Consider the following 23,448-nt stretch of genomic DNA (forward strand, 5'->3'; position numbering starts at 1 on the left):
ATTCGTTTTCCAAAAAGACCGAGTGCTGTTGATCAATAACGACCCGAAAAGGAGCGAACTATGAAAAAGAGTCTTGCGATGGCGCTTGCTGCTGCAACCCTGGCGTCTGCCGGTGCGTGGGCTGTCAATGCCGCCGACCTGCCGACCTACAAGGAGACCTACCGGGAGCCGGACGCGCGCGGTGGCGTCAAGATCGGTTACCTCGACTGCAACATTGCCGGCGGTGCCGGCTATGTCCTGGGTTCGGCCAAGGAAGTCCAATGCGTCTTCCGTCCGACCGTCGGCGCGGAGGCTTCCGACCACTATGCCGGTGCGATCCGCAAGCTCGGCGTCGATGTCGGCTTCACCACCCGCAGCCGGCTGATCTGGGCGGTGTTCGCGCCGACCGCCGGCTATCACAAGGGCGCGTTGAGCGGCATCTACCAGGGTGCGACCGCCGAAGCGACGCTCGGTGCAGGCGTCGGGGCCAACATTCTCATCGGCGGTACGGCCGGTGCCATTCACCTGCAGACGGTCAGTGTGACGGGTCAACTCGGCCTCAACGTTGCCGCGACCGGCACGTCGATGACGCTCACTTCGGTGAACTGATCTGCGAGCGGCGCGCGGCTCTGCTGCGCGCCGGTGCTTCTCCATCCTTTTTCGCCGCCTCCACACCTCAGGGTCGCCGCGCTGCCTCAGTCGAAGCTGGCGTCGAGCAATCCTGTCGCCGGACCACGCCTCGGCGTTATTCCCGCAAGGCTGACTGCAGCCCATCTCCTGCACTTCCGGTCGAACGGCTGGCTTCCAGCGCCGACCACATGTGGCGCACCCTGTCTTCAGCGAGATTCCAGGCTGCAAGCTTTGGGCGGGTTTTTCTCTCATCCCGCCCCGAAATAGAAATGCATTTCTTATAATGCATATTGTCTATGTGTTTTATAGATTAAAGGCGACCAGCAAGGGCGCCGAGACAATCTGGAACACTTGGCATGTCCTATCTTCTCAGTCTTCTCGACAAGAGCCCGATCGATCCGGGAACCACCGCAACTGACGCGCTGCAGGTAACCGCCAGGCTGGCGGCGAAAGCGGAAGAGTGGGGCTATCACCGCTTCTGGCTGGCCGAGCATCACAACATGACAGGGCTGGCAAGCTCGGCGCCCGAAACGCTGATTGCCTATCTCCTGGCGCGCACATCCAAGATCCGCATCGGCTCCGGCGGCGTCATGCTGCAGCATTACAGCGCCTACAAGGTCGCCGAAACGTTCAACCTCCTGGCATCACTTGCCCCCGGACGGGTCGATCTCGGTGTCGGCAAGGCGCCGGGTGGCTTTCCTCTCTCAACACGGGCGCTACAGATCGGCATCGATCCCGAGCGCAAGCCGGGTTTTGCCGAACAGCTGAGCGATCTCAACCACTATCTTGCGCCCGGAAAATCCGAAGACGGAGCGTTGCTGGCAACGCCCTTGCCCGTCCATGCGCCTGAAAGGTTCCTGCTTGGGGCCAGTGTCGAGAGTGCGGAACTTGCCGCTGCAAAAGGCTGGCAACTGGTGTTTGCCGCGCATCTCAATGGTGATCCGGACAACATCGAGCGAACGGTTGCGGCTTACGAGCGCGCAACGGGCGGTGGTCGGCCGATTTTGGCAGTCGCGGCGCTGGCAGCGGAAAGCGAGGAGCGCGCCCGCGAGCGCGTCGCCGGCCTTCGTATATTCAAGGTTTTCCTCGGCAACGGCCAAAGCGTCAATGTCGGCAGTGAGGAACAGGCGGCCGAATTCGCGCGCCAGGCGGGCGTCAGCGACTACCGCGTCGAGGAAAAGAGCCCGAGCGTGCTGCACGGAACGCCGCGGCAGGTCCGCCAGGAGCTTGATGCGCTTCACCGCCGCTACGGCGTCAAGGAATTCGTGATCGACACGCCAGCCCTTCCTGCGGCCGAACGCTTCGCATCGATCGAACTCATCGCCAGAGAGCGGCTTTCGCTCGTCGCCTGAACATCCGCACAAGGATCTCGTCCATGCCCCAGAAAAATGTCACCTTCGGTATCATGCTGCAGGGCCCCGGCGGCCACATGAATGCCTGGAAGCATCCGAGCGGTCCCGCCGACGCTAGCGTCAACTTCGGATTCTTCGTCGACACGGCGCGCAAGGCGGAAGCCGCCGGTATCGCTTTCGCCTTCGTCGCCGACGGCCTCTATATCAACGAACAGTCGATCCCGCATTTTCTCAACCGCTTCGAGCCGCTGACCATTCTGTCTGCGCTTGCCGCATCGACCTCGAAGATCGGGCTCGTCGGTACCGTTTCGACCTCCTACAGCGACCCCTTCACCATCGCCCGCCAGTTCGCTTCGCTCGACCTGATCAGCGGCGGGCGGGCCGGATGGAACGCGGTGACCTCGCCGTTGGAGGGCTCCGGCCGCAACTATGGGCGCGAGCATCCGGAACATGAGCTGCGCTACGAGATCGCCGACGAGTATCTGGATGCGACCAAGGGCCTCTGGGACTCCTGGGACGACGATGCCTTTGTCCGTGACCGTCAGGCTGGCGTCTATGTCGACAAGGCCAAGATGCGCCGTCTGAACCACAAAGGCCGTTTCTTCCGCATCGAAGGGCCGCTCAACATCAGCCGGTCGCGCCAGGGACAGCCGGTGATCTTCCAGGCAGGGGCTTCCGATTCAGGTATCCGTCTTGCCGGCAAACATGCCGATGCCGTCTTCACCAATGGCGGCCCGATCGACGATGCTCAAGCCTTCTACAAGCAGATCAAGCAGAGTGCGATTGCTCAAGGCCGAAGGGCGGCCGATATCGGCCTCTTCCCCGGCATCGCGCCGATCGTCGGCTCGACGGCCGCGGCGGCGGAGACCAAGTATCAGGCAATCCGCGCGCTGGTCACGGTCGAGGAGGCGCTCCTCTATCTCGGCCGGTTCTTCGATCACCATGATTTCAGTGCCTATCCCCTGGACGAACCGTTCCCCGACATCGGCGATATCGGCAAGAACAGCTTTCGCGCGACGACCGACCGCATCAAGAAGACGGCGCGCGAGACCGGCCAGACTCTTCGCGAGATCGCGCTTGATGTTGCGACGCCGCGGACCGCCTTCATCGGCACCGCAGACCACATCGCCGACGAGATCATCCGTTGGGTCGATGGCGACGCTGCAGACGGTTTCATCCTCGGCTTCCCGGTCATTGCCGAAGGCCTGCAGGATTTCGCCGCCCACGTGCTGCCGATTCTTGAAGAGCGCGGCTATTTCGACCCGCATCTGAAGGGCGAGACGCTGCGTGATCATCTGGGGCTGCCCTACAGGGAGAGCCGCTATGCGGCGGCGGCGGAAGAGATCGAGCAGGGAAGGGCCGTCGGCGCTTGAGGCGTCGACGGAGCCGCCGATGAACATGATCGTCAAGGACACACAGGCGGGGGACGCGGTCGAGCGAGGCATCGGCGCCTATCTCGATGAGATCGTCGCGCTACGCCACGATCTCCACCGCCATCCGGAACTTGCGTTTCACGAACACCGCACCAGCGAAATCGTCGTCAGTCGGCTCTCTTCCTGGGGCTACGAGGTGGCAACGGGAATTGGCGGAACCGGTGTCGTCGCCACCTTGAGCCGGGGTGAAGGCCAACGCAGCATCGGCATCCGTGCCGACATGGACGCCTTGCCGATCGAGGAGGCAACGGGTCTTGCCCATGCCAGCGTCCATCGCGGCGTCATGCATGCCTGCGGGCACGATGGCCACACGGCAATCCTGCTTGCCGCCGGACGCTATCTGGCGGAAGCAGGCCGCTTCGACGGCACCGTGCGGCTGATCTTCCAGCCGGCCGAAGAGATCGGCGCCGGCGCGCGCAAGATGCTGTCCGAAGGGCTGTTCGAACGGTTTCCCGTCGACGCCGTCTTCGGCCTGCACAACTGGCCGGGCGTTCCAACAGGGCAATTCGGCTTCGTTGCCGGTGCCGCCATGGCTTCGGTCGACCAGTGCAACATCACGATCGTCGGCAAGGGTGGCCATGGGGCGGAACCGCAGCTGACCGTCGATCCGGTGCTAGCGACCGCGTCGCTGATCACCGCCCTGCAGAGCGTGGTTTCGCGCAATGTCGACCCGCAGGAGATGGCGGTGGTTACCGTCGGCTCGATCCATGGCGGTTCGGCATCCAACGTCATTCCTGAAAGCGTGGCGCTGAAGCTGACCATGCGGGCCTTCAACGAGGCGACCCGCGCACTGCTCGGCGAGCGGGTACCTGCACTGGCGTGCGCTCAGGCCGAAAGCTTCGACGCCACCGCGGAGGTGGATTATCGCCGCGGCTTCCCGGCTCTGATCAATCACCGCGCCGAGACGGAGCTTGCCCGCAGTGTCGCACTAGAAGCCTTCGGCCCCGGCCAGATCGTGAGCAACTTCAAGCCGCGCACGGCAAGCGAAGACTTCGCCTTCATGCTGGAGGAGAAGGCCGGCAGCTATCTCTTCGTCGGCAATGGCGACAGCGCGTCGCTCCATAGCGCCAACTACGACTTCAACGACGCAATCATCGCGCCTGCCGCCCGCTATTGGGTGCGGCTGGTCGAAACCTTCCTCGCATGATGACGACAACGGGATTGGCGAAACCATGAGCGATACGTTTCTCTACACCACCCCCCTCGACCCGCGTGCCAAGCCGCTGATCGACGAACTGATCATCGAATATGACAGCCGTTACGGCAACTACTTCAGCGACGAGGGTGCTGCGGCAGAACTCAACCGCTATCCACCTGATGCCTTCGCGCCGCCGCATGGCAATTTCGTGCTGCTGATCCGCAACGGCGAGACGATCGGCGGCGGTGCGTTCAAGCACTACGACGACCGCACCGCGGAGTTCAAACGCATCTGGACGCGCTCCGACCTGCGCCGCCAGGGATTGGCGCGCAGGGTTCTGCTCGAACTCGAAGCGCAAGCAGCAAGGCAAGGCTATTCCCGCATTTATCTGACCACCGGCTTCCGGCAGCCGGAGGCAGTGGGTCTCTATCTCGTCAATGGCTACACGGCGCTGTTCGACGTCGCTGCCGATCCGGAGGTCTACAAGACGCTGCCGTTCGAGAAGGACATCACCCATCTCGTCGCGTCGCTCGCGCTTCTCGGAGAGCCGCGCCCATCGCATCCGCAGGCAGTGAGCCACCCGTAACGCCGGCGTCCAACGGGCGCCAACCATCCAGAGAGGATGCATCATGGCCATTTTGACCGATTATGCCGGCGTTGCCGGAACCGGGCGAGCAAGCGAACCCAATCCGGGCTACGCGCATTATCGCATCGTGCCGGCCCGCCATCCTGGCAGGGCGCTCGGCACCCTGTTTGCTGCGCTCGTCATAACCGGCGTGCTTTATTCGGTGCTGACCAATCCTCGCTGGGGCTGGCCGGTCTTTGCCGAATGGTTCTTTGCAGAACCGGTGCTTGCGGGCCTTGGGCGGACGCTGCTCCTGACGGCACTTGCGACCGTTTCAGGCTCGCTACTTGGAACGGCTCTGGCGCTCGCCCGGGTGTCGAAGTCGCCGCTGCTCGGTGGCCTGTCCTTCGGTTACATCTGGCTGCTGCGCTCCATTCCGCTGATCGTGCTGCTGCTCGTGCTCAACAATCTCGGCTATCTCTACGAGACGATCTCGGTTGGGATTCCTTTCACCGACACGACGCTCTTCAACTACCCGACGACCCAGCTGCTGACGCCGTTTGCAGCAGCCTTTCTCGGTCTGACGCTCAATCAGTCGGCCTTCTTTGCCGAGATCGTGCGTGGCGGCATTCTCTCCGTCGATCACGGGCAACACGAGGCCGCGGCTGCACTCGGTCTTCCCCGTCATCGCCAGGCATTCCGTATCGTGCTGCCACAGGCGATGCGCTCGATCCTGCCGACCGGCTTCAACGAGATCATCGGGCTCGCAAAGAGCACATCAATGGTCTACGTGCTGGCGCTGCCGGAGCTCTTCTACACCGTTCAGGTCATCTATCGCCGCAATCTCGAAGTCATTCCGCTCCTGATGGTGGCCACCGTCTGGTACCTGGTGATCATGACCGGGCTGTCGATCGCCCAGCACTATATCGAACGCCATTTCTCCAAGGGGGCCGTTCGCAATCCGGTGCCGCTGCCGTTCCAGGCCTTCTTCTCGCGGTTTCGGCGTCCGCTGGCCGAGGTTGCGAGCAGTGGTGCCATCGCCCGCAAGACCGGTTTTCATGACGCGACTGCATTCCGCGCCGGCGGTGCCGTCCGCATCCATGGCATCTCGAAGAGTTTCGGTCCGCTGAAAGTGCTAGATGACGTCGAGCTGAGCTTGCCTGCCGGCAGCGTCACGGCGATCCTCGGGCCATCGGGTTCGGGTAAGTCGACTTTGCTGCGCGCCATCAATCATCTGGAGCGGGTCGATGACGGCTTCATCTCGATCGACGGCGATCTCGTCGGCTACAGCCAGAAGGGCAACACGCTCTATGAACTGAAGGAGAAGGATATTTTGAAGCGCCGCGCCGACATCGGCATGGTGTTCCAGAATTTCAATCTCTTCCCGCATCTGACGGTGCTGGAAAACCTCATCGAGGCACCGTTGCAGGTGCGCGGCCTCAAGCGCGACGACGCTGTTCGGTTGGCGCAGGAACTGCTGGCGCGGGTCGGCCTCAGCGACAAGATCAACGCCTATCCCCGGCAGCTCTCGGGCGGCCAGCAGCAGCGCGTGGCGATCGCACGGGCTCTGGCCCTTAAGCCGAAGGTTTTCCTGTTCGACGAACCGACCTCGGCACTCGATCCGGAACTGGTCGGCGAAGTGCTTGATGTCATCAAGGAACTGGCCCGCACCGGCACGACGCTTGTGATCGTCACGCACGAGATCGGGTTTGCCCGCGAGGTTGCCGACACCGTCGTCTTCATCGAGGCGGGACGCATCCTGGAGGCCGGGCCGCCGTCCCGCATCTTCACCACCGCGGAACATCCGCGCACCCGCGAATTCCTCGCCAAGGTTCTCTGAAAATTCCAGGCGTGCATGGGCACGCTGGATCGTGCCGACACAATCTGCAACCCAAAGATGAAATGGAGTTTAAGTACATGGCATTTTTCGATAGAGCAAAACTGCTTTTGGCAGGAGTGGTCGCCGCAGCGACGCTCGGTACGGCTTCGGTTCAGGCGCAGGAGAAGTTCGATCTCAGCCCGGATACGTCCAACCGGGTGCGGGCCGAGCGGAACGAAGCGGCCATCAAGGCGATCGCGCCCGACTTCAAGTTCGTAAATCCCGGCAAGTTCACCGTTGCCGTCAATCCGTGGGATCCGCCGATCGCGACCTATGCATCGGACTCCAAAACGGTCGTCGGCGCCGATCCCGATCTCGCCTCGCTGGTGGCCGATTCTCTCGGTCTCGAGCTGGATCTCGTCGCGGTCGCCTGGGCTGATTGGCCGCTCGGCGTCGCCTCGGGCAAATATGATGCGGTGATCAGCAACGTGACCGTGACCGAAGAGCGCAAGGAGAAGTTCGATTTCTCTACCTATAGGCGCGACGTGCTCGGCTTCTTCGTCAAGTCCGATAGCCCGATCAATTCGATCAAGGAGCCGAAGGATGTGGCGGGCCTGAAGGTAATCACCGGCGCCGGCACCAACCAGGAAAAGATCATCCTGGAATGGGACAGGCAGAATGTCGCCGCCGGGCTGAAGCCGATCGAGGTGCAATATTATGACGACCGTGCGGCTGGCGATCTGGCGTTGCAGTCCGGCCGCGCCGATGTCGAATTCAATCCCAATGCGACGCGCGCCTATGCCGCCTCGATCCGCAACGACACCAAGGTCGTCGGCATCGCCAGCGGCGGCTGGCCGCTGACGGCCGAGATCGCAGTGACGACCCGCAAGGGTGGTGGCCTTGCCGACGCGATCACCCTTGCCATCAACGACCTGATCAAGAACGGCAAATACGGCGAAGTGCTGAAGCGCTGGAGCCTGACCGACGAGGCGGTGGACGCGTCGCAGACCAACCCACCGGGCCTGCCGAAGAGCGGCTCCTGATCATTGCCTGTTGCGGGTCGGCGCCTGCTTTTGTCGCCGGCCCGTTCGTTCAACATCCCTTCCGGAGACGACAGAAATGCTTGGTCTAGCTGCATTACGCCCCTCGTTCATCACCGCATTTGCGACGGCACTTTTCCACCTTGCCCCGGCGCTGGCCGCCGACGGTTTCGATTTCAGTCCTGAACAACCGGGGCGCATCCGTGCCGAACGAAACGAGGCGGCGATTGCGGCGATACCGCCAAGCTTCAAATTCGTCACCCCCGGCAAATTCACCGTCGCCGTCAGCCCCGGCGGGCCGCCGCTTGCGACCTATGCGACCGACGCAAAGACCGTGATCGGCGCGGATCCGGACTATGCTTTGGCCGTCGCCGATAGTCTGGGGTTGACGCTGGAGCTCATGCCGATTGCCTGGATCGATTGGCCGCTCGGCCTGACCTCGGGCAAATACGATGCGGTGATCTCCAATGTCGGCGTGACGGAGCAACGCAAGGAGAAGTTCGACTTTTCGAGCTACCGTCAGGGATTGCATGGCTTCTTCGTCAAGGCCGACAGCGCAGTCACATCGATCAAGGAACCGAAGGATGCCGCCGGCCTGAGGATCATCGTTGGCGCCGGGACAAACCAGGAGCGCATTCTTCTCAAATGGAACGACGAGAACGTCTCCGTCGGGCTGAAGCCGCTCGAGCTGCAATATTATGACGACGAGGCGACGAGCCTTGTCGCATTGGCTGCAGGCCGCGCCGACGTGATCGTCCAGCCGCATGCGCAGCTCGTCTTCATCGCCGCCCGCGACCGGAACATCAAGCGCGTTGGCACCTTGAGCGCCGGTTGGCCGGAGCGATCCGACGTGGCGATCACCACCCGCAAGAACAGTGGCCTAGCCAATGCCCTGACCGCCGCCACCAACGGCCTCATCGACAATGGCACCTATGCCAAAATTCTCGATCGCTGGCATCTGGCGGAAGAAGCGCTGCCGAAATCGGAAACCAATCCTCCCGGCCTGCCGAAATCCTGAGGCGCGCAACGATGACAGAGCATAAGATCTCGATCGGTCACATTGGCTTTCTCACGCCAGGAAACTATGCGAGCGACGATCCCTTGGCGGGGCTGGAGCAGACGCTGCGCCTGCTCGAGTATGGCGAGAGGCTCGGCTTCGCCAGCGCCTGGGTGCGGCAGCGCCACCTGGAGCCCGGCATCTCGTCGGCCGCCGCCTTTCTGGCGGCGGCGACCCAGAGAACCGATCGCATTCAGCTCGGCACGGCAGTGATCCCGATCGGCTACGAGAACCCCTATCGGCTGGCCGAGGACCTTTCGACCGTTGACGTTCTGTCGCGGGGTCGCCTGAATGTCGGCCTGAGTGCGGGCCGCCCGCCACATGTGGATTTGATTGGCCCGCTCGCCTTTGATGGAGACTGGTCCGCCTACGATTTCTCCCATCAGCGCGTTCTTCGCTTCGCCGACAATCTGCGTGGAGCGTTTCTCGGCGACGAGCATACCGTCATAAAGACGCCTTTCGGCCCGCAGCGCCCGCGGCTGCAACCCCATGCCAAGGGGCTTGTCGACAGGCTGTGGTACGGTGGCGGATCCTTGCGCTCCGCCCGCTGGGCCGGTGAGAATGGCTTCAATCTCCTGATCGGCAACGTCACGACAGGCGAGCAGACCAACGACTTTTTCGAGGCGCAGGCACGCCAGCTCGAAACCTATCGGCAGGCTGGGGGCGCAGAGAAACGCGTCGCGCTCGGGCGCGTCATCGTGCCGCTCGATGGCGCCGATGCCAGCACCCGGCGCCGCTATCTCGACTACGCCGCCAGCCGGCATGAGCGCACGCTGACACCGCAGGGCGAGCGGCGCACGATGTTTGCCCGCGATCTCGTCGGTACGTCCGAGCAGATCCTCGAACGGCTGCTGGCCGATCCGATCCTCCCGCATGTGCGCGAACTCAGGCTCGAACTGCCCTACGAATTCGAACACGACGAGTATCGCCAGATCCTCGATGATGTCTTTACGCGCATCGCACCGGAGCTTGGTTGGTCGCCGACGAAGGGCGAGGCCGCTCGAACGCTGTCAGCGAACCCGGCGGCGGCTTAGGCCGCTGCCTACAATCCCAGATCCAAAACCCATGAGGCAGATCTGACAGTGACAAAAAGCATCGACTACTTCTTCTCGATCGGCTCGCCCTGGTCGTTCATCGGGCTTGAAGCCTTTGCTGCTCTCGCACGCCGGCACGAAGCGGCAATCACGCCCTACATGGCCACGGTGGTCGAGGAAAACGGCGGCATCTTCTCGCGCAATCGGCCGCAGGCGCGACGAGCGTACGGCACGCGCGACCTGAAGCGCTGGAGCCATGTGCGGGGCAGGGAACTTCTGCTCGACGGCCGTCCGCCGCTCGCCGATCCCACGCCTGCGTCACGGATGGTGATTGCCACCTATCTCGACGGCAAGGACTGGTTCGCCTTGACGGAGATTTTGCAGGAAGCCTTCTGGGTCCGAGCCGAGGACATCGGCCGGTCAGAGGTGCGCGAGGCAGTAGCAACGCGCGCAGGCTTCGATGGCAGTGCCTTGCTTGCGCGGGAAAGTGCCGCAGACGTTGTCGAGAAATGGGCGTCCGATCGGGAGCATACTCTCAAGAGCGGCGTCTTCGGGTTCCCGACGTTCGCCTATGACGGCGAGATTTATTGGGGCCAGGACAATCTGCCGTTTCTGGAGCAACACCTGCAAGGCGAGCGGCCTTAGGCATCGGCGGGCGCGGAGATCGAGCGCTCGCGGCACGCCGTCGGATCACTTTTCCAAGCCTGGTACGATCTTTGGGTCGAGGTTCCTTTAATCCACTGTTTAACTCGATAATTTTCAGGATGCTTGAAGCCGAGCAGTCGAATGAAACCTTTTCCGTTGTTTGCGCATTTCCTAGACAACGATGGCTTTTGATGAGGTGTGCCATGAGTGTCCTGCGGCAATATGAACGCCTGAGCGCGATCCGAGATGTCCTGCAAGGCAAGCTTGAGCTTTACGAAGCGCGGGATTGTTTCGGGATCGATGATTTCGAAGACGGAACAACGAACGAACTTCGAGACCGCATCGCAGAGCTTTCGGACGAGATTTCCAATCTCAACCGTCGGCGCGAACGGTACGAAACCTGGTGATTTCGATTGCGGCTGAAGGCTGAAACCAACGCCACGACACAGGAAAGCCATGACCATCGAAATCAATTCGCGTATCGCCGGCCACCCGATCAACCCGCTCTTTCTCGAGCGTTGGTCGCCGCGCGCCTATGCCGGAGCGGAGATCTCCGAAGCCGAGCTGTTCGGCATCCTGGAGGCGGCGCGCTGGGCGCCGTCGGCCTATAACGCCCAGCCCTGGCATTTCATCTATGCCCGCAGAGGCACCGAGCATTGGGACAAACTGTTCGGCATTCTCAACGCATTCAATCAAAGCTGGGCCAAGGAGGCTTCCGCACTGATCTTCGTGCTGTCGAAAACGTCGCTGCTGCCTCCTGGCGCCAGCGAGGAAGTGCCTTCCTATACGCACTCGTTTGACACGGGGGCCGCATGGGGTGCGCTCGCGCTGCAGGCCGCCTATTCCGGTTGGCAGGCGCACGGTATGGCCGGCCTCGACTACGACAGGGCGCGGACCGAGCTTGGCGTGCCGTCCGATTACCGCGTTGAAGCCGCCGTGGCGATCGGCAGGATCGGCGACAAGGCGCAATTGCCCGAGGGGTTGCGGGAGCGCGAAGTGCCGAGCCCGCGGAAACCCCTGACGGAGATCGTGTCCGAGGGTCGTTTCGAGCGGTCTTGAACGCATTGCTCCGATGACTTTGCCGAGGGCGGGTCTCGCCCTCGGCCGCAATTCGGCTGACAGGTCACAATTGCCGTCTTACCTCAAAGTGGCTCTTCAATGGGTGTGTCATGGCCGGACGCGCCGTGCAGGGTCGCGCCTGAAAACAGCTCGGAACCATAGGCCTGCTGCGCAACGATCGACGGAAAGCTCACGTCCCGGACGTCGAAGGACGGCATCAGGCTCATCATCGGAAGGATGCGCTCGAACACAGCACCGCCGAGCGGGGCGGCATTCCAGCCGGAGGTGCGGAAGCCATAGGTTTCCGGCAACCCTTTGGGCTCGTCCAGAATGGTCAGGAGCAGATAGCGCGGATCGTCGGCCGGAACGACACCCATGAAGGACGTGAGATTGAGATCCTTGGCATAGCGTCCAGCGACGACCTTTTCGGCCGTGCCGGTCTTGCCGCCGATGAAATAACCTTTGACTTCGGCCTTTCGCGCCGATCCGGTTCTGGCATTGAGGCGGAGCAGAAAACGCATGGCCTCGCCGGTTTCCGGCTTGATGAGGTCGGCGGCCAGCACCCGCTCTTCGACATCAGAGCCTTTGATCAATGTCGGCCTGATCAGGCGCCCGCCGTTGACGAGGGCCGCAACCGCAATGCTCGCCTGCAGCGGCGTCACGGCAATGCCGTGGCCGTAGGATGCGGTTGCCGTATCGATCTCGCGCCAGGAGCGCGGCAGTTGCGGATGCGCGCTCTCCGGCAACTCGGTCGTCAGTCGCGACATCTGTCCGAAACGAGAGAGAAAGGCGCGGAAGTTCTCAGGGCCGAGCGCGATGGCCATCTTGGCCATCGCGATGTTGGAGGAATGGATGAAGGCTTCCGGCAGGCTGAGCGGCCGGTATTTCCCGCGATAATCGCGGATGCGGAACCGGCCGAAGGCCAGCGGCCTGCTGGCATCGATGACGGAGCGGATGTTGAACTGCCCTGAATCGAGCGCCATGGCCGTCGTCAGGGCCTTGAAGGTGGAGCCCATCTCGAAGGTGGCGGCGGCAATGCGGTTGATACGATCAGGCTTCAGCGCATCGGCGGGGGTGTTGGGGTCGAAATCCGGCGCGGAGGCAAGCGCCAGCACTTCACCATTGGTGATATCGAGCACCAATCCGGCACCGGCCTTTGCCCCGAATTTCTCGATCGCCTTGGCAAGCTCGATCTGCAGGGCGTGCTGGATGCGGATATCGAGTGTCAGCGTGACCGGCTGCAGGTTTTGGTTGGAGAGATCCATGCCGGTCTGGCGCAACACGTCCAGGCCCTGGCTCTCGATCCATTTTTCGATGCCGGCGATGCCGATATTGTCGATATCGACGGTGCCGAGCACGTGGGCGGCAAGCGAACCATTGGGGTAGACACGCCGCTTTTCCCGCTGGAAGCCGACGGCCGGAATGCCCGCGTCCCAGAGCGCCTGCTCCTCAGCCGGTGTCACCTGACGCTTGATCCAGGCGAAGGGCGCCTTGCTTTTCAGCCGCTGGTGCAGTTCGCGGGCATCGAGATCGGGGAAGATGGCCGTCAGTTTCTCCACCGCCTCGTCGACGTCGACGAGGAAGCGGGGCTCGGCATAGACGCCGGAGCTCGGCACATCGATCGCCAGCAGATTGCCGTTGCGATCCAGGATCGAAGGGCGACCGACCGAGGGGCGCTTCGGCACATAGCCGGTGGTCTCGATTTCGGCCGTGCCGAGCTGGATCAGTCGTATGAGCATCGTCAGGAAGACGACGATAAACACGGCGATCAGAAAGAGGATGCGCTTGCGGCGATCCGCGCGCGATTGAAGCCGTTGCACCATATCAGTAGAGCCCGCCGGTATTGCTGAGCAGCTTCTGCCGCAATTCAGGTGTTAGGCCCTGGTCGGCGCCGCCAGCTGGCAGCTCGGCCATCTCCTTGTCGTCGATGACGGTGCAGCCGCCGTCGCAGGGGCCGGTTCCCGGTTTGAAGGCTTCGACGATCGCGCCAGGCGTTCCTTGCTCAACCGCTCGCCCCGTCTTTCTGTCGACTGTCTGGAAGGACATGCCGGGCGGCGGATGAAAATCGGCCGCCGGTTTTCCCTGAAGTGCCACCTTCATGAAGTCGATGAAGATCGGTGCGGCGAGACCGCCACCGGTTTCGCCGTAACCCATCGGCTTCGGCGTGTCGTAGCCGAGGAAGACGCCGGTGACGATATTGGGGGTGAAACCCACGAACCAGACGTCCTTCTCGTCGTTGGTCGTTCCGGTCTTGCCGGCGATCGGGACACCCAGCGTGGCGACATTTCTGGCGGTGCCTCTTTCCACTACGCCACGCATCATCGAAGTGATCTGATAGGCCGTCATCGGGTCGAGCACATAGTCCCTGATGTCGACGAGATCAGGCTCTTCCTGGTTTTCCCAGGCAAGCGCATTGCAGTCCGCGCACTGGCGGCTGTCTTGCCGGTAGATCGTCCGGCCATATCGATCCTGAATACGGTCGATCATCGACGGGGTTATGGCCTTGCCGCCATTGGCGATGACGGCATAGGCGGAAACGAGCCGCAGCAACGTCGTTTCGCCGGCGCCCAGCGCCATCGGTAGGTAGGTGCGAAGCTCGTCGTAAATGCCGAAGCGCTTGCCGTAGTCGGCGACAAGGTCCATGCCCAGATGGCGAGCAAGGCGCACGGTCATCAGGTTGCGGCTGTTTTCCAGCCCCGTTCGCAGGGTCGAAGGACCGCTGAAGCGCCCATCATAGTTTTTCGGCCGCCATGTCTTGCCGGTGCCATCAGGGATGGCGATCGGCGCGTCCATGACGAGCGTGGTCGGCGCATAGCCGGTATCGAGTGCCGCGGCGTAGACGAACGGCTTGAACGACGAGCCGGGCTGGCGGTAGGCCTGGGTCGCGCGATTGAATTCGGATTGCGCGTAGGAAAAGCCGCCGGCGACCGCGAGCACCCGACCAGTGTTCGGGTCCATCGAGACCAGCGCTCCCTGCACCTGCGGCGGCTGGCGCAGGACATAGCCAGTCTCCTGCTTTTCGACATAGACGACGTCGCCCGGCTGCAACACGCCGTTGAGGGATGAGGCACAACGACGCTTGCCTTCGGCGAGCCGGCACAGAGCCCAGGCTGTGTCATCGCGGTCGATCATGGCCGTGTCTGCGGCCGCCGTCGCCGTTTCTGGTCCTGACGGTCTGAGACCGAGTTCGACCTTGTCGTTGCTTGCGGAGAGGACGACGGCGAGCTGCCATTCCGGAACGTCCGAGAGCGGCTGACGTTTGGCGAGCGCCTGCTGCCACCCTTCAAGCGAAGGCAGGCGGGTGATCGGCCCCCGGTACCCCTTTGCCTGGTCGTAGCCAACCAGTCCCTTTCGCAACGCCCGCATGGCCGCTTGCTGCAGCCGCGGATCGAGTGTCGTGCGAACCGAGAGCCCGGCAGTGTAAAGCGCTGCCTCGCCATAGCGGGTGCCCAACTGGCGGCGCACCTCCTCGGTGAAGTAGTCCGCCTTGTCGGCGGATGTCTCCAGTCGTTTCGGCTTGATGCTGAGGGGCGAGGCGGTGGCTGCGGCTGCAACCTCTCTGTCGATGACGCCGTTGCGGCGCATCTGCTCTATGACCCAGTCGCGCCGGGTGACGGCTCGGTCAGGATGGCGATACGGGTCATAATTGTTCGGCGCTTTTGGTAAGGCGGCGAGATAGGCCGCTTCGGCCACCGTCAGTTGATCGACCGGCTTGTCGAAATAGGTAAGCGCTGCCTGCGCGATGCCATAGGCGCCGAGACCGAGATAGATGTCGTTGAGATAAAGTTCCAGGATCCGGTCCTTGGAATAGGTTTGGTCGATGCGGATCGAAAGGATCGCTTCGCGCAGCTTGCGCTCGACCGTTCGATCGGAGGACAGGAGAAAATTCTTGGCGATCTGCTGCGTGATCGTCGATCCGCCAATCATGCGCCGACCCGAGCCGTAGTTGGCGACATTCGACCAGAGCGCGGTGGCAAGACTCGTCAGGTCGATGCCCGGATGAAGGTAGAAGTTCTTGTCTTCGGCCGAAAGGAAAGCCTGCTTGACCCGGGCGGGAATGGCGCCGATCGGCAGGAACAGACGGCGTTCCCGGGCATATTGCGCAATCATGGCGCCGTCGCCGGCGTAAAGCCGGGTCGTGACCGCCGGCTCCCAGTTCGCCAGCGCCCGATGATCCGGCAGGTCTCGCGTCAGGGCCGCGGCGCAGAATGCCAGCCCGACGCCGAGAAGCGTTGCCAGATTGATCAGGGTTGCGAGCAGGTTTGCAATGAACTTCATGGCGGATGTCGGGGCTTTCGAATTTCGAAGGACATGGCTTCGCCATCCGATCCAAGGGAGCGGCTGACGCGCATCAGTTTGTGGCGTGAAGGCGGTGCGGGGCGGCGGATCGGGCCTAGAAGCCCGATGTTTCGCCTATCCCGTCGCGGCCGGTTCGTCGCCTCAGTTTCACCACCAAGGGCTGTGACATGCCGCCTTGGTCCGCTGCTGCGGCCGGAGCGGATCTGACGGTGCGAAACGTGTTGGGCGCGTGCCTATGGGGCGTTCAGTTGAGACGACACATGGTTGGGTCCTCCACGGGGAAGTATGTCTGAGGGGCCGGATCCTCGATATGTTGGCAGTCTCGTCCTGGCGAAACAGGGTGCCGACGTGAGTTCACCGTAAAGAGGTTGCACCGCAGCGGCAAACCACGTTTATTTGCAGGACCCATTAGCTGAATTAGGGCATCCATGGTCAGGCCATATCTCCCCCTCAATGCGCTGCGGGCCTTTGAGGCGTCCGCGCGACATCTGAGTTTTACCCGCGCGGCGATCGAACTGTGCGTGACGCAGGCGGCGGTCAGCCACCAGGTGAAGCTGCTGGAAAGCCGTCTCAACGTGACGCTGTTCAAGCGGCTGCCGCGCGGTTTGATGATCACCGCCGAGGGCGAGGCGTTGCTGCCGGTACTCCAGGATTCCTTCGATCGCATGGCCGATATGCTCGAACGGTTCGAGGGCGGCCATCTGCGGGAGGTGCTGATGATCGGCGCAGTCGGCACCTTTGCCGTCGGCTGGCTGCTGCCACGCCTTGCGGATTTTCAGGAAAAATATCCCTTCATCGATGTCCGGTTGTCGACGAACAACAATCGTGTCGACATGGCCGCCGAGGGGCTCGACTACGCCATTCGCTTCGGCAGCGGTTCCTGGCACAACATCGAGGCGACGCGGCTGTTCGAGGCGCCGCTTTCGGTGCTGTGCGTTCCTGAGATTGCCGATACGCTGCGCCGTCCCGCCGATCTTCTGAGCCAGACGCTGCTCAGGTCCTATCGGGCGGACGAATGGGTGAACTGGTTTGCCGCTGCTGGCATCACCTATCCGGCGCCGCTGCTCAAGGGCGTCGTCTTCGATTCGTCGCTCGCCATGATGGAGGCAGCCGCCCAGGGCATCGGTGTTGCGCTTGCGCCGCCTTTGATGTTTTCCCGACTGCTGTCGAACGGCACAGTGCGGCAGCCCTTCGACGTCTATACCTCGATGGGGAGCTACTGGCTGACGCGGCTGCGGTCCCGCGCGCCGACACTGGCGATGTCCGCCTTCCACGATTGGCTGATGGCGGCGAAGGAGGATAGCGCCGCCCGATTGCATGAGCCGGCGGCGAGCAACTCGGCATAGGCTGCAATGCGTTGGCGGGGGAGTGCCGTCAGCGAAAGGGGATCTGCTGGGAGCAACTCGATACTGAAGGTCAACCTGCGACCGGTGTGCCGAGCTATTCGCCGTAGCTGACGATCCATTCCGGCGGCTCTCGTTCCAGGCTGCCGTCAACGCGCACGTTCCTGTCCTTCGCCCAGCGGTAACCCCACATCGGACCGAATTTCGTCGCGTAGGACAGCGGTCGCCGATAGGCGGCGTCGGCCTGCGCCTTTTCGAGCGTTGTGAAACTGTAGCCGCTCTCTTCGAACAGCGACAGGATCCCCTTCATCGCGTCGGCATTCAGCCGGTTGACATGCAAGAGCATGATTGCCGGCGGCTCGTAGCCAAGGACCTGCTCGTTGAGACCGGCGTAATAGGCGATCTGCTGTTGGGTGTGCATCAGATAGGCCGTCCTGATGCGGTGGGCGGCTTCCGTGTCGTTTTCGGCAAGCGCGCGCTCATAGGCGCGGTCGAAGACGTAATCGGAGGTATCGATGGTCGAGGCGGCGATCGTGTAGTCAAGCTTCGCCGCAAGCGCCGCGATCGCCTTCTGCTTTTCCGTTGTGTCGCCGGTGTGATTGTAGGGAAACCGTAGGAAACGCAGCTGCTTGCCCGCCGCCTTTAGCGTTCGCCTCGTCGTCTTCTCGCCATCGACGATCTCGCGCTCGATGCCGGCGATGTCGAGCGTGTTGGTGTCCGCGTGCGAGAAGGTATGGTTGCCGAGCGTCAGCCGCGGGCCGGTCCAATCCTTCAGGATATCTTTCGCAAACGGACCGATCGCGCGAACCTTGCTTTCCACGACAAAGCCGATAGCCGGCGCCTTGTGATCCCTGAGGGCGGCAAGAATGCGGGCATTCGCATCCTGGATGCTTTGAGGCGAAGGTTGATCTGTTCCGTCGGTGCCGGCATTGGCGTGGGGAAGATCATCGAATGTGATGGCGACGGATTTCTCCCGGGCGGTGCCGCTGGTTTCGGCATGGGCGTCGACCAGGAAGAAAACAAGCGCGAGCCAAGGCGTGAAGGCAAGCAGCATGAGGCGCCCGATCGCGCGGGCCCTTCGAACGCCTAGCCCTAACACTGCGTGCCGCAGGCGCCATGAAGCCTGGTTTCCATCATCATCGTCCCTCTTCTGCTAATCGAAATGAGATCGACCCTCGTACGCAAGGGTTGCATGAGCATTGCGTGGTCGGGATTTTCGGGCCAAGTGCCTGTGGCTGCTGGCCCCGACTGTCCAGGTTCATCGAAATGCAAATTATTCTAATGGCTGCCGCAAATTATCGTCGTTTGCCGACCCCGCCACGGCTCCTTAGGCAGGACGCGTCCGAGGTTCATGGAAACCAAATTCGAGATGCGGAGGCTTGTATGAGAAAGATGATGCGACGCGCGCTGGCGACGGTGGTCGCCACGGTATGCCTGGCGAGTGCGGCAATGGCTGATAACGCCGAATGGTCGCAGCCGACAAAGCCATTCCGCGTCGTCGGCAACATCTATTACGTCGGGACCAAGGGGCTGGCGGCCTACCTCATGACCTCAGGCACGCAGGCCATTCTGCTCGACGGCACGTTGAAGAGCACCGCATCCCTTGTCGAGGACAATATCGCAGCACTCGGTTTCAAACGCTCCGACATCAAGATCATCGTCACGAGCCATGCGCATTACGATCATGTCGCTGGCGTTGCACAAATCAAGCGTGACAGCGGCGCCAAGCTCTATGCGATCGCGGCGGATCGCTGGGCACTGGAAAACGGCCTGCATGATGGTGAGACCACCTATAAGCGTGGAACCTTTCCGGCGGTGAAGGTCGATCATGTGCTTGACGACGGCGAAGTCGTGACGCTCGGAGACGTCAGCATGAAGGCGACGCTGACGCCCGGCCACACGCCGGGCTGCACCACCTGGTCAACGTCGGTGAGCGAGGCCGGGCGTGCGCTCAAGGTGGTCTTTCCCTGCAGCGTCACCGTCGCCGGCAACAAGCTCTTCGGCAACAAGCGCTATCCCGGGATCGTTGCCGACTTCGAGACCAGCTTCGACCGGCTGGGAGGCATGACGGCGGATGTGGTCCTGCCCGCTCATCCCGATATCGCCGACATTATCGGCCGCGCCGCGCGGCGGGATGCGGGCGAGGAAGATGCCTTCGTCGATCCGGCCTTGCTGGGCCAAATCGTCGAAAAGTCCCGTGCCGCCTTCAAGAAAGAGCTTGCACGGCAGAAGGCGAAAAAATGAGAGAAGGGCCGCGCTTGGCGTGGCCCTTTGCACATTGCGAACGAATCGGGCTCTTACTCGGCCATGAGACCGTCGAACACTTCGATCATGGCGTCGCTGATGGCCTTACCGAGTGCTGCTGCAGCAGCGGTCAGCGCCGTATCGTCCATGTCGCGTGCCGCCATGGCGAAAGACGCGCCTTCAGTCACGACGATTTCCTGTGCGCGCTGGATTGCCCAGAGGGCAAATTCGCTGCGGTCTGCGATTTCGACGGTGTCCATCGTAAGCTCCTGATCTGTTTGAGTGCAGCCTTATAGCCCTATCGGCCCTGCTGGGGATTGTCCGTGTGATCCTTTGGTGTGGAATCTCGAAAAAAATCATGCCACGCCGCAGTCTTTCACCCTCAGATCCGCTTGGTGCTGTTCTCTCCAAAAGCAATCGCCGGGGACTTCCGTTGCGGCTTAAAGATGAGTATTGGAGGAAGGAATAAAGTAGCCAAGACAGACCTTCCCGAAGACGGGCAACGCGATAATGACGTTTCAGCCGCGGATGCAGAACAAGATTGCCGGTTTCAAGATCCAGGGCGAGTTGCATCGCCGGGAATGGAACGGGATCATTGCCGACGTGTGGGATGTGGAATGCGACCCCCATGCCGGCGGCTACTACGTCTCGGATGATCCGCGGATGTTCATCGTTCTCGATGCGCGGGGTGGGAGCAGCTGCAACGTCAAGCTTTCCTCGCAGGCAAACGGCGCCGTCCAGAACTATCGGCAACAGGCGATCTCCTACATCCCCGCCGGCATGGAGATCTGGGCGGATGTGGTTGATGTCAAATACATCCGCCATCTCGATCTGCACTTCAACATCGACATCCTTAGCCGACGGCTGATGGAGGATCTCGACGCCGGCCAATGCGCCGTGCCACGGCTGATGTTCCACGACGAGCGGTTTCTCCAACTCGCCCAACTGATCGCTGCCGAATGCCTCAATCCGCAGCCACTACACGATCTCTACGGCGACGGGCTGACGCTGGCGCTGTTCATCGACCTGATGAAGCTCAATCGCAGCAGCGCACGCAAGCGCAGCCAGCTCGCGTCATGGCAGTTGCGTCGGGCGGTGGAATACATCGAGGAAAACAGCCTTCGCAACATCCGGCTCGAGGAACTGGCTGGTCTCGCCGGGCTTTCGCAGTCCCATTTCAGCCACGCCTTCAAGGCATCGACAGGCGTGGCGCCGCACCAGTGGCAGACTAACGCGCGCATCGAGCGGGCCAAGCATCTGCTTTTAAAGAATGAAGCGTCGCTGACCGCGATCGCTGCCGAAACCGGTTTTTCGGATCAGGCACATTTCACCCGCGTCTTCCGCAAGGCAGTCGGAACGACGCCGGCTCTTTGGAAAAGAAGCCGTCTCGCCTGAGCAAATGCCTTCAGCCTTGAACAGTTGCCCGCACACATTTGCCCAAGAGCGTTCAACTTTCAGGGTTCGAAACAAGCCCCGTCCTAATAGTTGAGATAAACGGTCATCTTATCAGCAGTCAGAAAGTCGGGCCGCACGTCGTGGGGATGGCGGGTCCGGCATCAAAGGGCGACGATACGATGCAGCGTGATGGTGAAAGTGTGCGTTTGAGAAAATTCCTTGCGAGTGGCGTTGCCGGTATCGCCTTGCTCGTGTCGACGGCGGCGGTCGCCCAGGACGGTATCGCCACGAAACTCGAAAAGATCGAGGTGCAGGCACAGGGCTTACGCGACGAGGCCACCGGCCCCGTTGACGGTTACGTCGCCAAGGCGACGACGACGGGCTCGAAGTCGGCCACGCCGATCAGCGAAATTCCCCAATCCGTCTCCGTCATCGGTCGCGATGAGCTCGACGACCGCGGCGTGGTCAACAAGGTCGATGAGGCCCTGCGCTACACGCCGGGTGTGACGACGGAGCCTTTCGGCACCGATGCGGATACGGATTGGTACTACATCCGCGGTTTCGACGCGACGCAGACCGGCGTGTTCCTCGATGGTCTGACGCTTTTCAGCTTTGGTTTCGGCGGTTTTCAAATCGACCCCTTCATGCTCGAGCGGGTCGAAGTGCTGAAGGGGCCCGCCTCGGCGCTCTACGGCGGCGCCAACGCAGGCGGTATCGTCAGCCTGATCAGCAAGCGGCCATTCGATGAACCGCTCTATTATACCGAGATCGGCATCAACAACTTTGGCAATGCCTTCACCGGCTTCGATGTCAACGACAAGCTGACGGACGATGGCACCATCCGGTATCGCGTCACCGGCAAGATGTCGGGCGGCGATACCTACACCGATTTCTCCAACGATCTGCGCGGCTTCGTCCTGCCGCAGATCACCTACGCGCCTGATGATGCGACAAGCCTGACGGTCTACGGTGTTCTACAGGGCCTCGACCAGGTGCACGTCGGCAACGGCTTCCTGCCTTATGTCGGCACGGTCGTCGATGCACCCTTCGGTAAGATCGACCGCGATGCATTTTATGGTGAGCCGGATCTGGATACGGGCACCTATGTCCAGCAGATGATCGGCTATGAATTCACGCACGAGTTTGAAGGCGGTTGGCAGTTTAGCCAGAACCTGCGGTACGGCCATCTCTACAAGCATGAGAACGGCCCATATACCTTCGGTTACTACGATCCGAGCCTGCCCTTCCCGTCGTCGACAGTGCCGGCCACCCCCGACAATCTCCTTTATCGTCTGGGGTTTGAGGCGACATCGAAGGTCGATACCTTCGCCGTCGACAACCGTGTCGAAGGAGAATTCGAAACCGGGGCACTGGATCATACGCTGCTCGTTGGCCTGGACTACAAGTACTACCGGCTGGACCATGTGCAGGCTTCGTCGGCCGCTACACCCATCAGCGCAACGGATCCGATCTATGGTGCGCCGCAGCCCGCAAACGCCACCTATATCAATCAGGTGGTTACGCAGCAGCAGCTGGGCGTTTATGCGCAGGATCAGATCAGGTTCGGTCAGGGCTGGCTCGTCACGCTCAATGGTCGCTACGATTACGTGGACACCAACACCAAAAACGGCCCGACCTTCTGGGCTCCGACGCAAAATAACGCCTTCAGCTACAACGAAGGCGCTTTCAGCGGCCGCGCTGGCCTTGCCTATGAGTTCGACAATGGCCTGACCCCATATGTCAGCGTCGCGACCTTCTTCAACCCGATCGTCGCGGTGACAGCAACAGGCAATACCAAGCCGCAGGAAGGTGAACAGTTCGAAGTCGGGGTCAAATACGAGCCGACGTTATTCGACGGCGTGTTGACGGCATCACTCTATCAGTTGACCAAGCGCAATGCTCTCGTGACCGACCCGTTGACGAGCATTTCCACCCAGACGGGTGAGGTGCGTTCCCGCGGCATCGAGTTTGAGGGCAAGGCCAATATCAACGAAGATTGGAAGCTGATCGCCGGTCTTGATTTCATGGATCTCGAGGTGACCGAAGACGCGAACACGGCGTTGGTGGGAAAGACGCCGTACCTTGTTCCCAACGCTCAGGCGTCGCTGTGGCTCGACTATACCGTGCCTTCAGGAGCGCTCGAGGGGGTCAGCCTTGGCGCCGGCGTCAGATACCAGGGGGAATCCTGGGCGGATGCGGAGAACACGCGCAAAGTGCCCTCGGCCGCATTGGTCGATGCGGCAATTCGCTACGAGAAGGACGATTGGGCGGCATCGCTCAACGTCTCCAATCTCTTCGACAAGGAATATGTGAAGGGGTGCCAGGGGCTTTCGGTGTGCGGCTACGGCGAAAGCCGCACGCTGACCCTGAAGCTCAGCAAGAAATGGTAACGACGGCATCACCGCTTTAGTTTGTA

General features: G+C 61.8%; 20 protein-coding genes. 15 read left to right on the forward strand and 5 right to left on the reverse strand.

From position 1 onward, the window contains the following. The first annotated feature begins 60 nt into the window (after positions 1–60). From ASD03_RS09460 to ASD03_RS09510, 10 genes are all read left to right on the forward strand, one after another. Positions 61–588, forward strand: a complete 528-nt coding sequence (locus ASD03_RS09460) for a DUF992 domain-containing protein (RefSeq protein ID WP_057213026.1) — start codon at positions 61–63, stop codon at positions 586–588. Between the two features lie 377 nt (positions 589–965). Beyond that, positions 966–1,961, forward strand: a complete 996-nt coding sequence (locus tag ASD03_RS09465; RefSeq protein ID WP_057213029.1) for an LLM class flavin-dependent oxidoreductase — start codon at positions 966–968, stop codon at positions 1,959–1,961. Between the two features lie 23 nt (positions 1,962–1,984). Beyond that, the gene (locus tag ASD03_RS09470) at positions 1,985–3,334 is read left to right on the forward strand and encodes an LLM class flavin-dependent oxidoreductase (RefSeq protein ID WP_057213032.1); all 1,350 of its coding nucleotides are present in this window, start codon (positions 1,985–1,987) and stop codon (positions 3,332–3,334) included. A gap of 19 nt (positions 3,335–3,353) precedes the next feature. Then, positions 3,354–4,541: a M20 aminoacylase family protein gene (locus ASD03_RS09475; RefSeq protein ID WP_057213073.1), complete on the forward strand. Its 1,188-nt coding sequence runs from the start codon at positions 3,354–3,356 to the stop codon at positions 4,539–4,541. Positions 4,542–4,566: 25 nt separating this feature from the next. Next, positions 4,567–5,118, forward strand: coding sequence for a GNAT family N-acetyltransferase (locus ASD03_RS09480; protein WP_057207543.1), 552 nt, complete (start codon positions 4,567–4,569; stop codon positions 5,116–5,118). Positions 5,119–5,161: 43 nt separating this feature from the next. Further along, positions 5,162–6,937 carry an amino acid ABC transporter permease/ATP-binding protein gene (locus ASD03_RS41080; protein ID WP_082555727.1) on the forward strand — a complete coding sequence of 592 codons (1,776 nt, stop codon included), beginning with the start codon at positions 5,162–5,164 and terminating at the stop codon, positions 6,935–6,937. A gap of 77 nt (positions 6,938–7,014) precedes the next feature. Further along, the gene (locus ASD03_RS09495; RefSeq protein ID WP_057213034.1) at positions 7,015–7,959 is read left to right on the forward strand and encodes an ABC transporter substrate-binding protein; all 945 of its coding nucleotides are present in this window, start codon (positions 7,015–7,017) and stop codon (positions 7,957–7,959) included. A gap of 76 nt (positions 7,960–8,035) precedes the next feature. Continuing rightward, positions 8,036–8,974 carry an ABC transporter substrate-binding protein gene (locus tag ASD03_RS09500; RefSeq protein WP_057213038.1) on the forward strand — a complete coding sequence of 313 codons (939 nt, stop codon included), beginning with the start codon at positions 8,036–8,038 and terminating at the stop codon, positions 8,972–8,974. Between the two features lie 11 nt (positions 8,975–8,985). Next, positions 8,986–10,047 (forward strand): LLM class flavin-dependent oxidoreductase, encoded by a 1,062-nt coding sequence (locus ASD03_RS09505; protein WP_057213042.1) that lies wholly within the window; start codon positions 8,986–8,988, stop codon positions 10,045–10,047. Between the two features lie 48 nt (positions 10,048–10,095). Next, on the forward strand, positions 10,096–10,692 hold the full coding sequence (locus tag ASD03_RS09510; protein WP_057213045.1) for a DsbA family protein: 597 nt from the start codon (positions 10,096–10,098) through the stop codon (positions 10,690–10,692). On the opposite strand, the gene ASD03_RS41240 is transcribed toward ASD03_RS09510, so the two are convergent. Next, a complete protein-coding gene (locus ASD03_RS41240; RefSeq protein WP_156407918.1) occupies positions 10,689–11,156 on the reverse strand; it encodes a hypothetical protein in 468 nt (155 codons plus the stop codon). The genes ASD03_RS09510 and ASD03_RS41240 overlap by 4 nt on opposite strands. On the opposite strand from ASD03_RS41240, the gene ASD03_RS09520 reads away from it, so the two are divergent. Further along, positions 11,149–11,751, forward strand: coding sequence for a nitroreductase family protein (locus tag ASD03_RS09520; RefSeq protein WP_025428369.1), 603 nt, complete (start codon positions 11,149–11,151; stop codon positions 11,749–11,751). The two genes, ASD03_RS41240 and ASD03_RS09520, sit on opposite strands and share 8 nt — an antisense overlap. Before the next feature lie 83 nt (positions 11,752–11,834). Here the strand turns inward: ASD03_RS09520 and ASD03_RS09525 are convergent, their stop codons facing one another. Together ASD03_RS09525 and ASD03_RS09530 are read right to left on the reverse strand one after the other, a co-directional pair. Further along, positions 11,835–13,574, reverse strand: a complete 1,740-nt coding sequence (locus tag ASD03_RS09525) for a penicillin-binding protein 2 (protein ID WP_057213047.1) — start codon at positions 13,572–13,574, stop codon at positions 11,835–11,837. Position 13,575: 1 nt separating this feature from the next. After that, positions 13,576–16,029: a penicillin-binding protein 1A gene (locus ASD03_RS09530; RefSeq protein WP_057213049.1), complete on the reverse strand. Its 2,454-nt coding sequence runs from the start codon at positions 16,027–16,029 to the stop codon at positions 13,576–13,578. Positions 16,030–16,478: 449 nt separating this feature from the next. Here ASD03_RS09530 and ASD03_RS09535 point away from each other — a divergent pair, with 449 nt between their 5' ends. Next, positions 16,479–17,396 (forward strand): LysR family transcriptional regulator, encoded by a 918-nt coding sequence (locus ASD03_RS09535; protein WP_057213051.1) that lies wholly within the window; start codon positions 16,479–16,481, stop codon positions 17,394–17,396. 94 nt (positions 17,397–17,490) lie between these two features. Here ASD03_RS09535 and ASD03_RS09540 read toward each other — a convergent pair whose 3' ends face one another. After that, positions 17,491–18,447 carry a polysaccharide deacetylase family protein gene (locus tag ASD03_RS09540; RefSeq protein WP_057213053.1) on the reverse strand — a complete coding sequence of 319 codons (957 nt, stop codon included), beginning with the start codon at positions 18,445–18,447 and terminating at the stop codon, positions 17,491–17,493. Between the two features lie 329 nt (positions 18,448–18,776). Between ASD03_RS09540 and bla the strand changes: the two genes are divergently transcribed. Continuing rightward, on the forward strand, positions 18,777–19,637 hold the full coding sequence (bla, locus tag ASD03_RS09545) for a subclass B3 metallo-beta-lactamase (protein ID WP_057213055.1): 861 nt from the start codon (positions 18,777–18,779) through the stop codon (positions 19,635–19,637). A gap of 53 nt (positions 19,638–19,690) precedes the next feature. Here bla and ASD03_RS09550 read toward each other — a convergent pair whose 3' ends face one another. After that, positions 19,691–19,897: a hypothetical protein gene (locus ASD03_RS09550; protein ID WP_057207551.1), complete on the reverse strand. Its 207-nt coding sequence runs from the start codon at positions 19,895–19,897 to the stop codon at positions 19,691–19,693. A gap of 250 nt (positions 19,898–20,147) precedes the next feature. Here ASD03_RS09550 and ASD03_RS09555 point away from each other — a divergent pair, with 250 nt between their 5' ends. Together ASD03_RS09555 and ASD03_RS09560 are read left to right on the forward strand one after the other, a co-directional pair. Next, the gene (locus ASD03_RS09555; protein ID WP_057213056.1) at positions 20,148–21,032 is read left to right on the forward strand and encodes an AraC family transcriptional regulator; all 885 of its coding nucleotides are present in this window, start codon (positions 20,148–20,150) and stop codon (positions 21,030–21,032) included. Between the two features lie 179 nt (positions 21,033–21,211). Next, positions 21,212–23,422 carry a TonB-dependent siderophore receptor gene (locus ASD03_RS09560; RefSeq protein WP_057213075.1) on the forward strand — a complete coding sequence of 737 codons (2,211 nt, stop codon included), beginning with the start codon at positions 21,212–21,214 and terminating at the stop codon, positions 23,420–23,422. Positions 23,423–23,448 lie beyond the last annotated feature (26 nt).

This window comes from Ensifer sp. Root127 (assembly GCF_001425225.1).
Taxonomy (GTDB): domain Bacteria; phylum Pseudomonadota; class Alphaproteobacteria; order Rhizobiales; family Rhizobiaceae; genus Ensifer; species Ensifer canadensis.

What these genes read in the sequence shown, in the direction of transcription:
- ASD03_RS09460 (WP_057213026.1), top strand. Translation starts at nt 61, where the DNA reads ATGAAAAAGAGTCTTGCGATGGCGCTTGCTGCTGCAACCCTGGCGTCT.
- ASD03_RS09465 (WP_057213029.1), top strand. Translation starts at nt 966, where the DNA reads ATGTCCTATCTTCTCAGTCTTCTCGACAAGAGCCCGATCGATCCGGGA.
- ASD03_RS09470 (WP_057213032.1), top strand. Translation starts at nt 1,985, where the DNA reads ATGCCCCAGAAAAATGTCACCTTCGGTATCATGCTGCAGGGCCCCGGC.
- ASD03_RS09475 (WP_057213073.1), top strand. Translation starts at nt 3,354, where the DNA reads ATGAACATGATCGTCAAGGACACACAGGCGGGGGACGCGGTCGAGCGA.
- ASD03_RS09480 (WP_057207543.1), top strand. Translation starts at nt 4,567, where the DNA reads ATGAGCGATACGTTTCTCTACACCACCCCCCTCGACCCGCGTGCCAAG.
- ASD03_RS41080 (WP_082555727.1), top strand. Translation starts at nt 5,162, where the DNA reads ATGGCCATTTTGACCGATTATGCCGGCGTTGCCGGAACCGGGCGAGCA.
- ASD03_RS09495 (WP_057213034.1), top strand. Translation starts at nt 7,015, where the DNA reads ATGGCATTTTTCGATAGAGCAAAACTGCTTTTGGCAGGAGTGGTCGCC.
- ASD03_RS09500 (WP_057213038.1), top strand. Translation starts at nt 8,036, where the DNA reads ATGCTTGGTCTAGCTGCATTACGCCCCTCGTTCATCACCGCATTTGCG.
- ASD03_RS09505 (WP_057213042.1), top strand. Translation starts at nt 8,986, where the DNA reads ATGACAGAGCATAAGATCTCGATCGGTCACATTGGCTTTCTCACGCCA.
- ASD03_RS09520 (WP_025428369.1), top strand. Translation starts at nt 11,149, where the DNA reads ATGACCATCGAAATCAATTCGCGTATCGCCGGCCACCCGATCAACCCG.
- ASD03_RS41240 (WP_156407918.1), bottom strand. Translation starts at nt 11,156, where the DNA reads ATGGTCATGGCTTTCCTGTGTCGTGGCGTTGGTTTCAGCCTTCAGCCG.
- ASD03_RS09525 (WP_057213047.1), bottom strand. Translation starts at nt 13,574, where the DNA reads ATGGTGCAACGGCTTCAATCGCGCGCGGATCGCCGCAAGCGCATCCTC.
- ASD03_RS09530 (WP_057213049.1), bottom strand. Translation starts at nt 16,029, where the DNA reads ATGAAGTTCATTGCAAACCTGCTCGCAACCCTGATCAATCTGGCAACG.
- ASD03_RS09535 (WP_057213051.1), top strand. Translation starts at nt 16,479, where the DNA reads ATGGTCAGGCCATATCTCCCCCTCAATGCGCTGCGGGCCTTTGAGGCG.
- ASD03_RS09540 (WP_057213053.1), bottom strand. Translation starts at nt 18,447, where the DNA reads ATGCTGCTTGCCTTCACGCCTTGGCTCGCGCTTGTTTTCTTCCTGGTC.
- bla (WP_057213055.1), top strand. Translation starts at nt 18,777, where the DNA reads ATGAGAAAGATGATGCGACGCGCGCTGGCGACGGTGGTCGCCACGGTA.
- ASD03_RS09550 (WP_057207551.1), bottom strand. Translation starts at nt 19,897, where the DNA reads ATGGACACCGTCGAAATCGCAGACCGCAGCGAATTTGCCCTCTGGGCA.
- ASD03_RS09555 (WP_057213056.1), top strand. Translation starts at nt 20,148, where the DNA reads ATGACGTTTCAGCCGCGGATGCAGAACAAGATTGCCGGTTTCAAGATC.
- ASD03_RS09560 (WP_057213075.1), top strand. Translation starts at nt 21,212, where the DNA reads ATGCAGCGTGATGGTGAAAGTGTGCGTTTGAGAAAATTCCTTGCGAGT.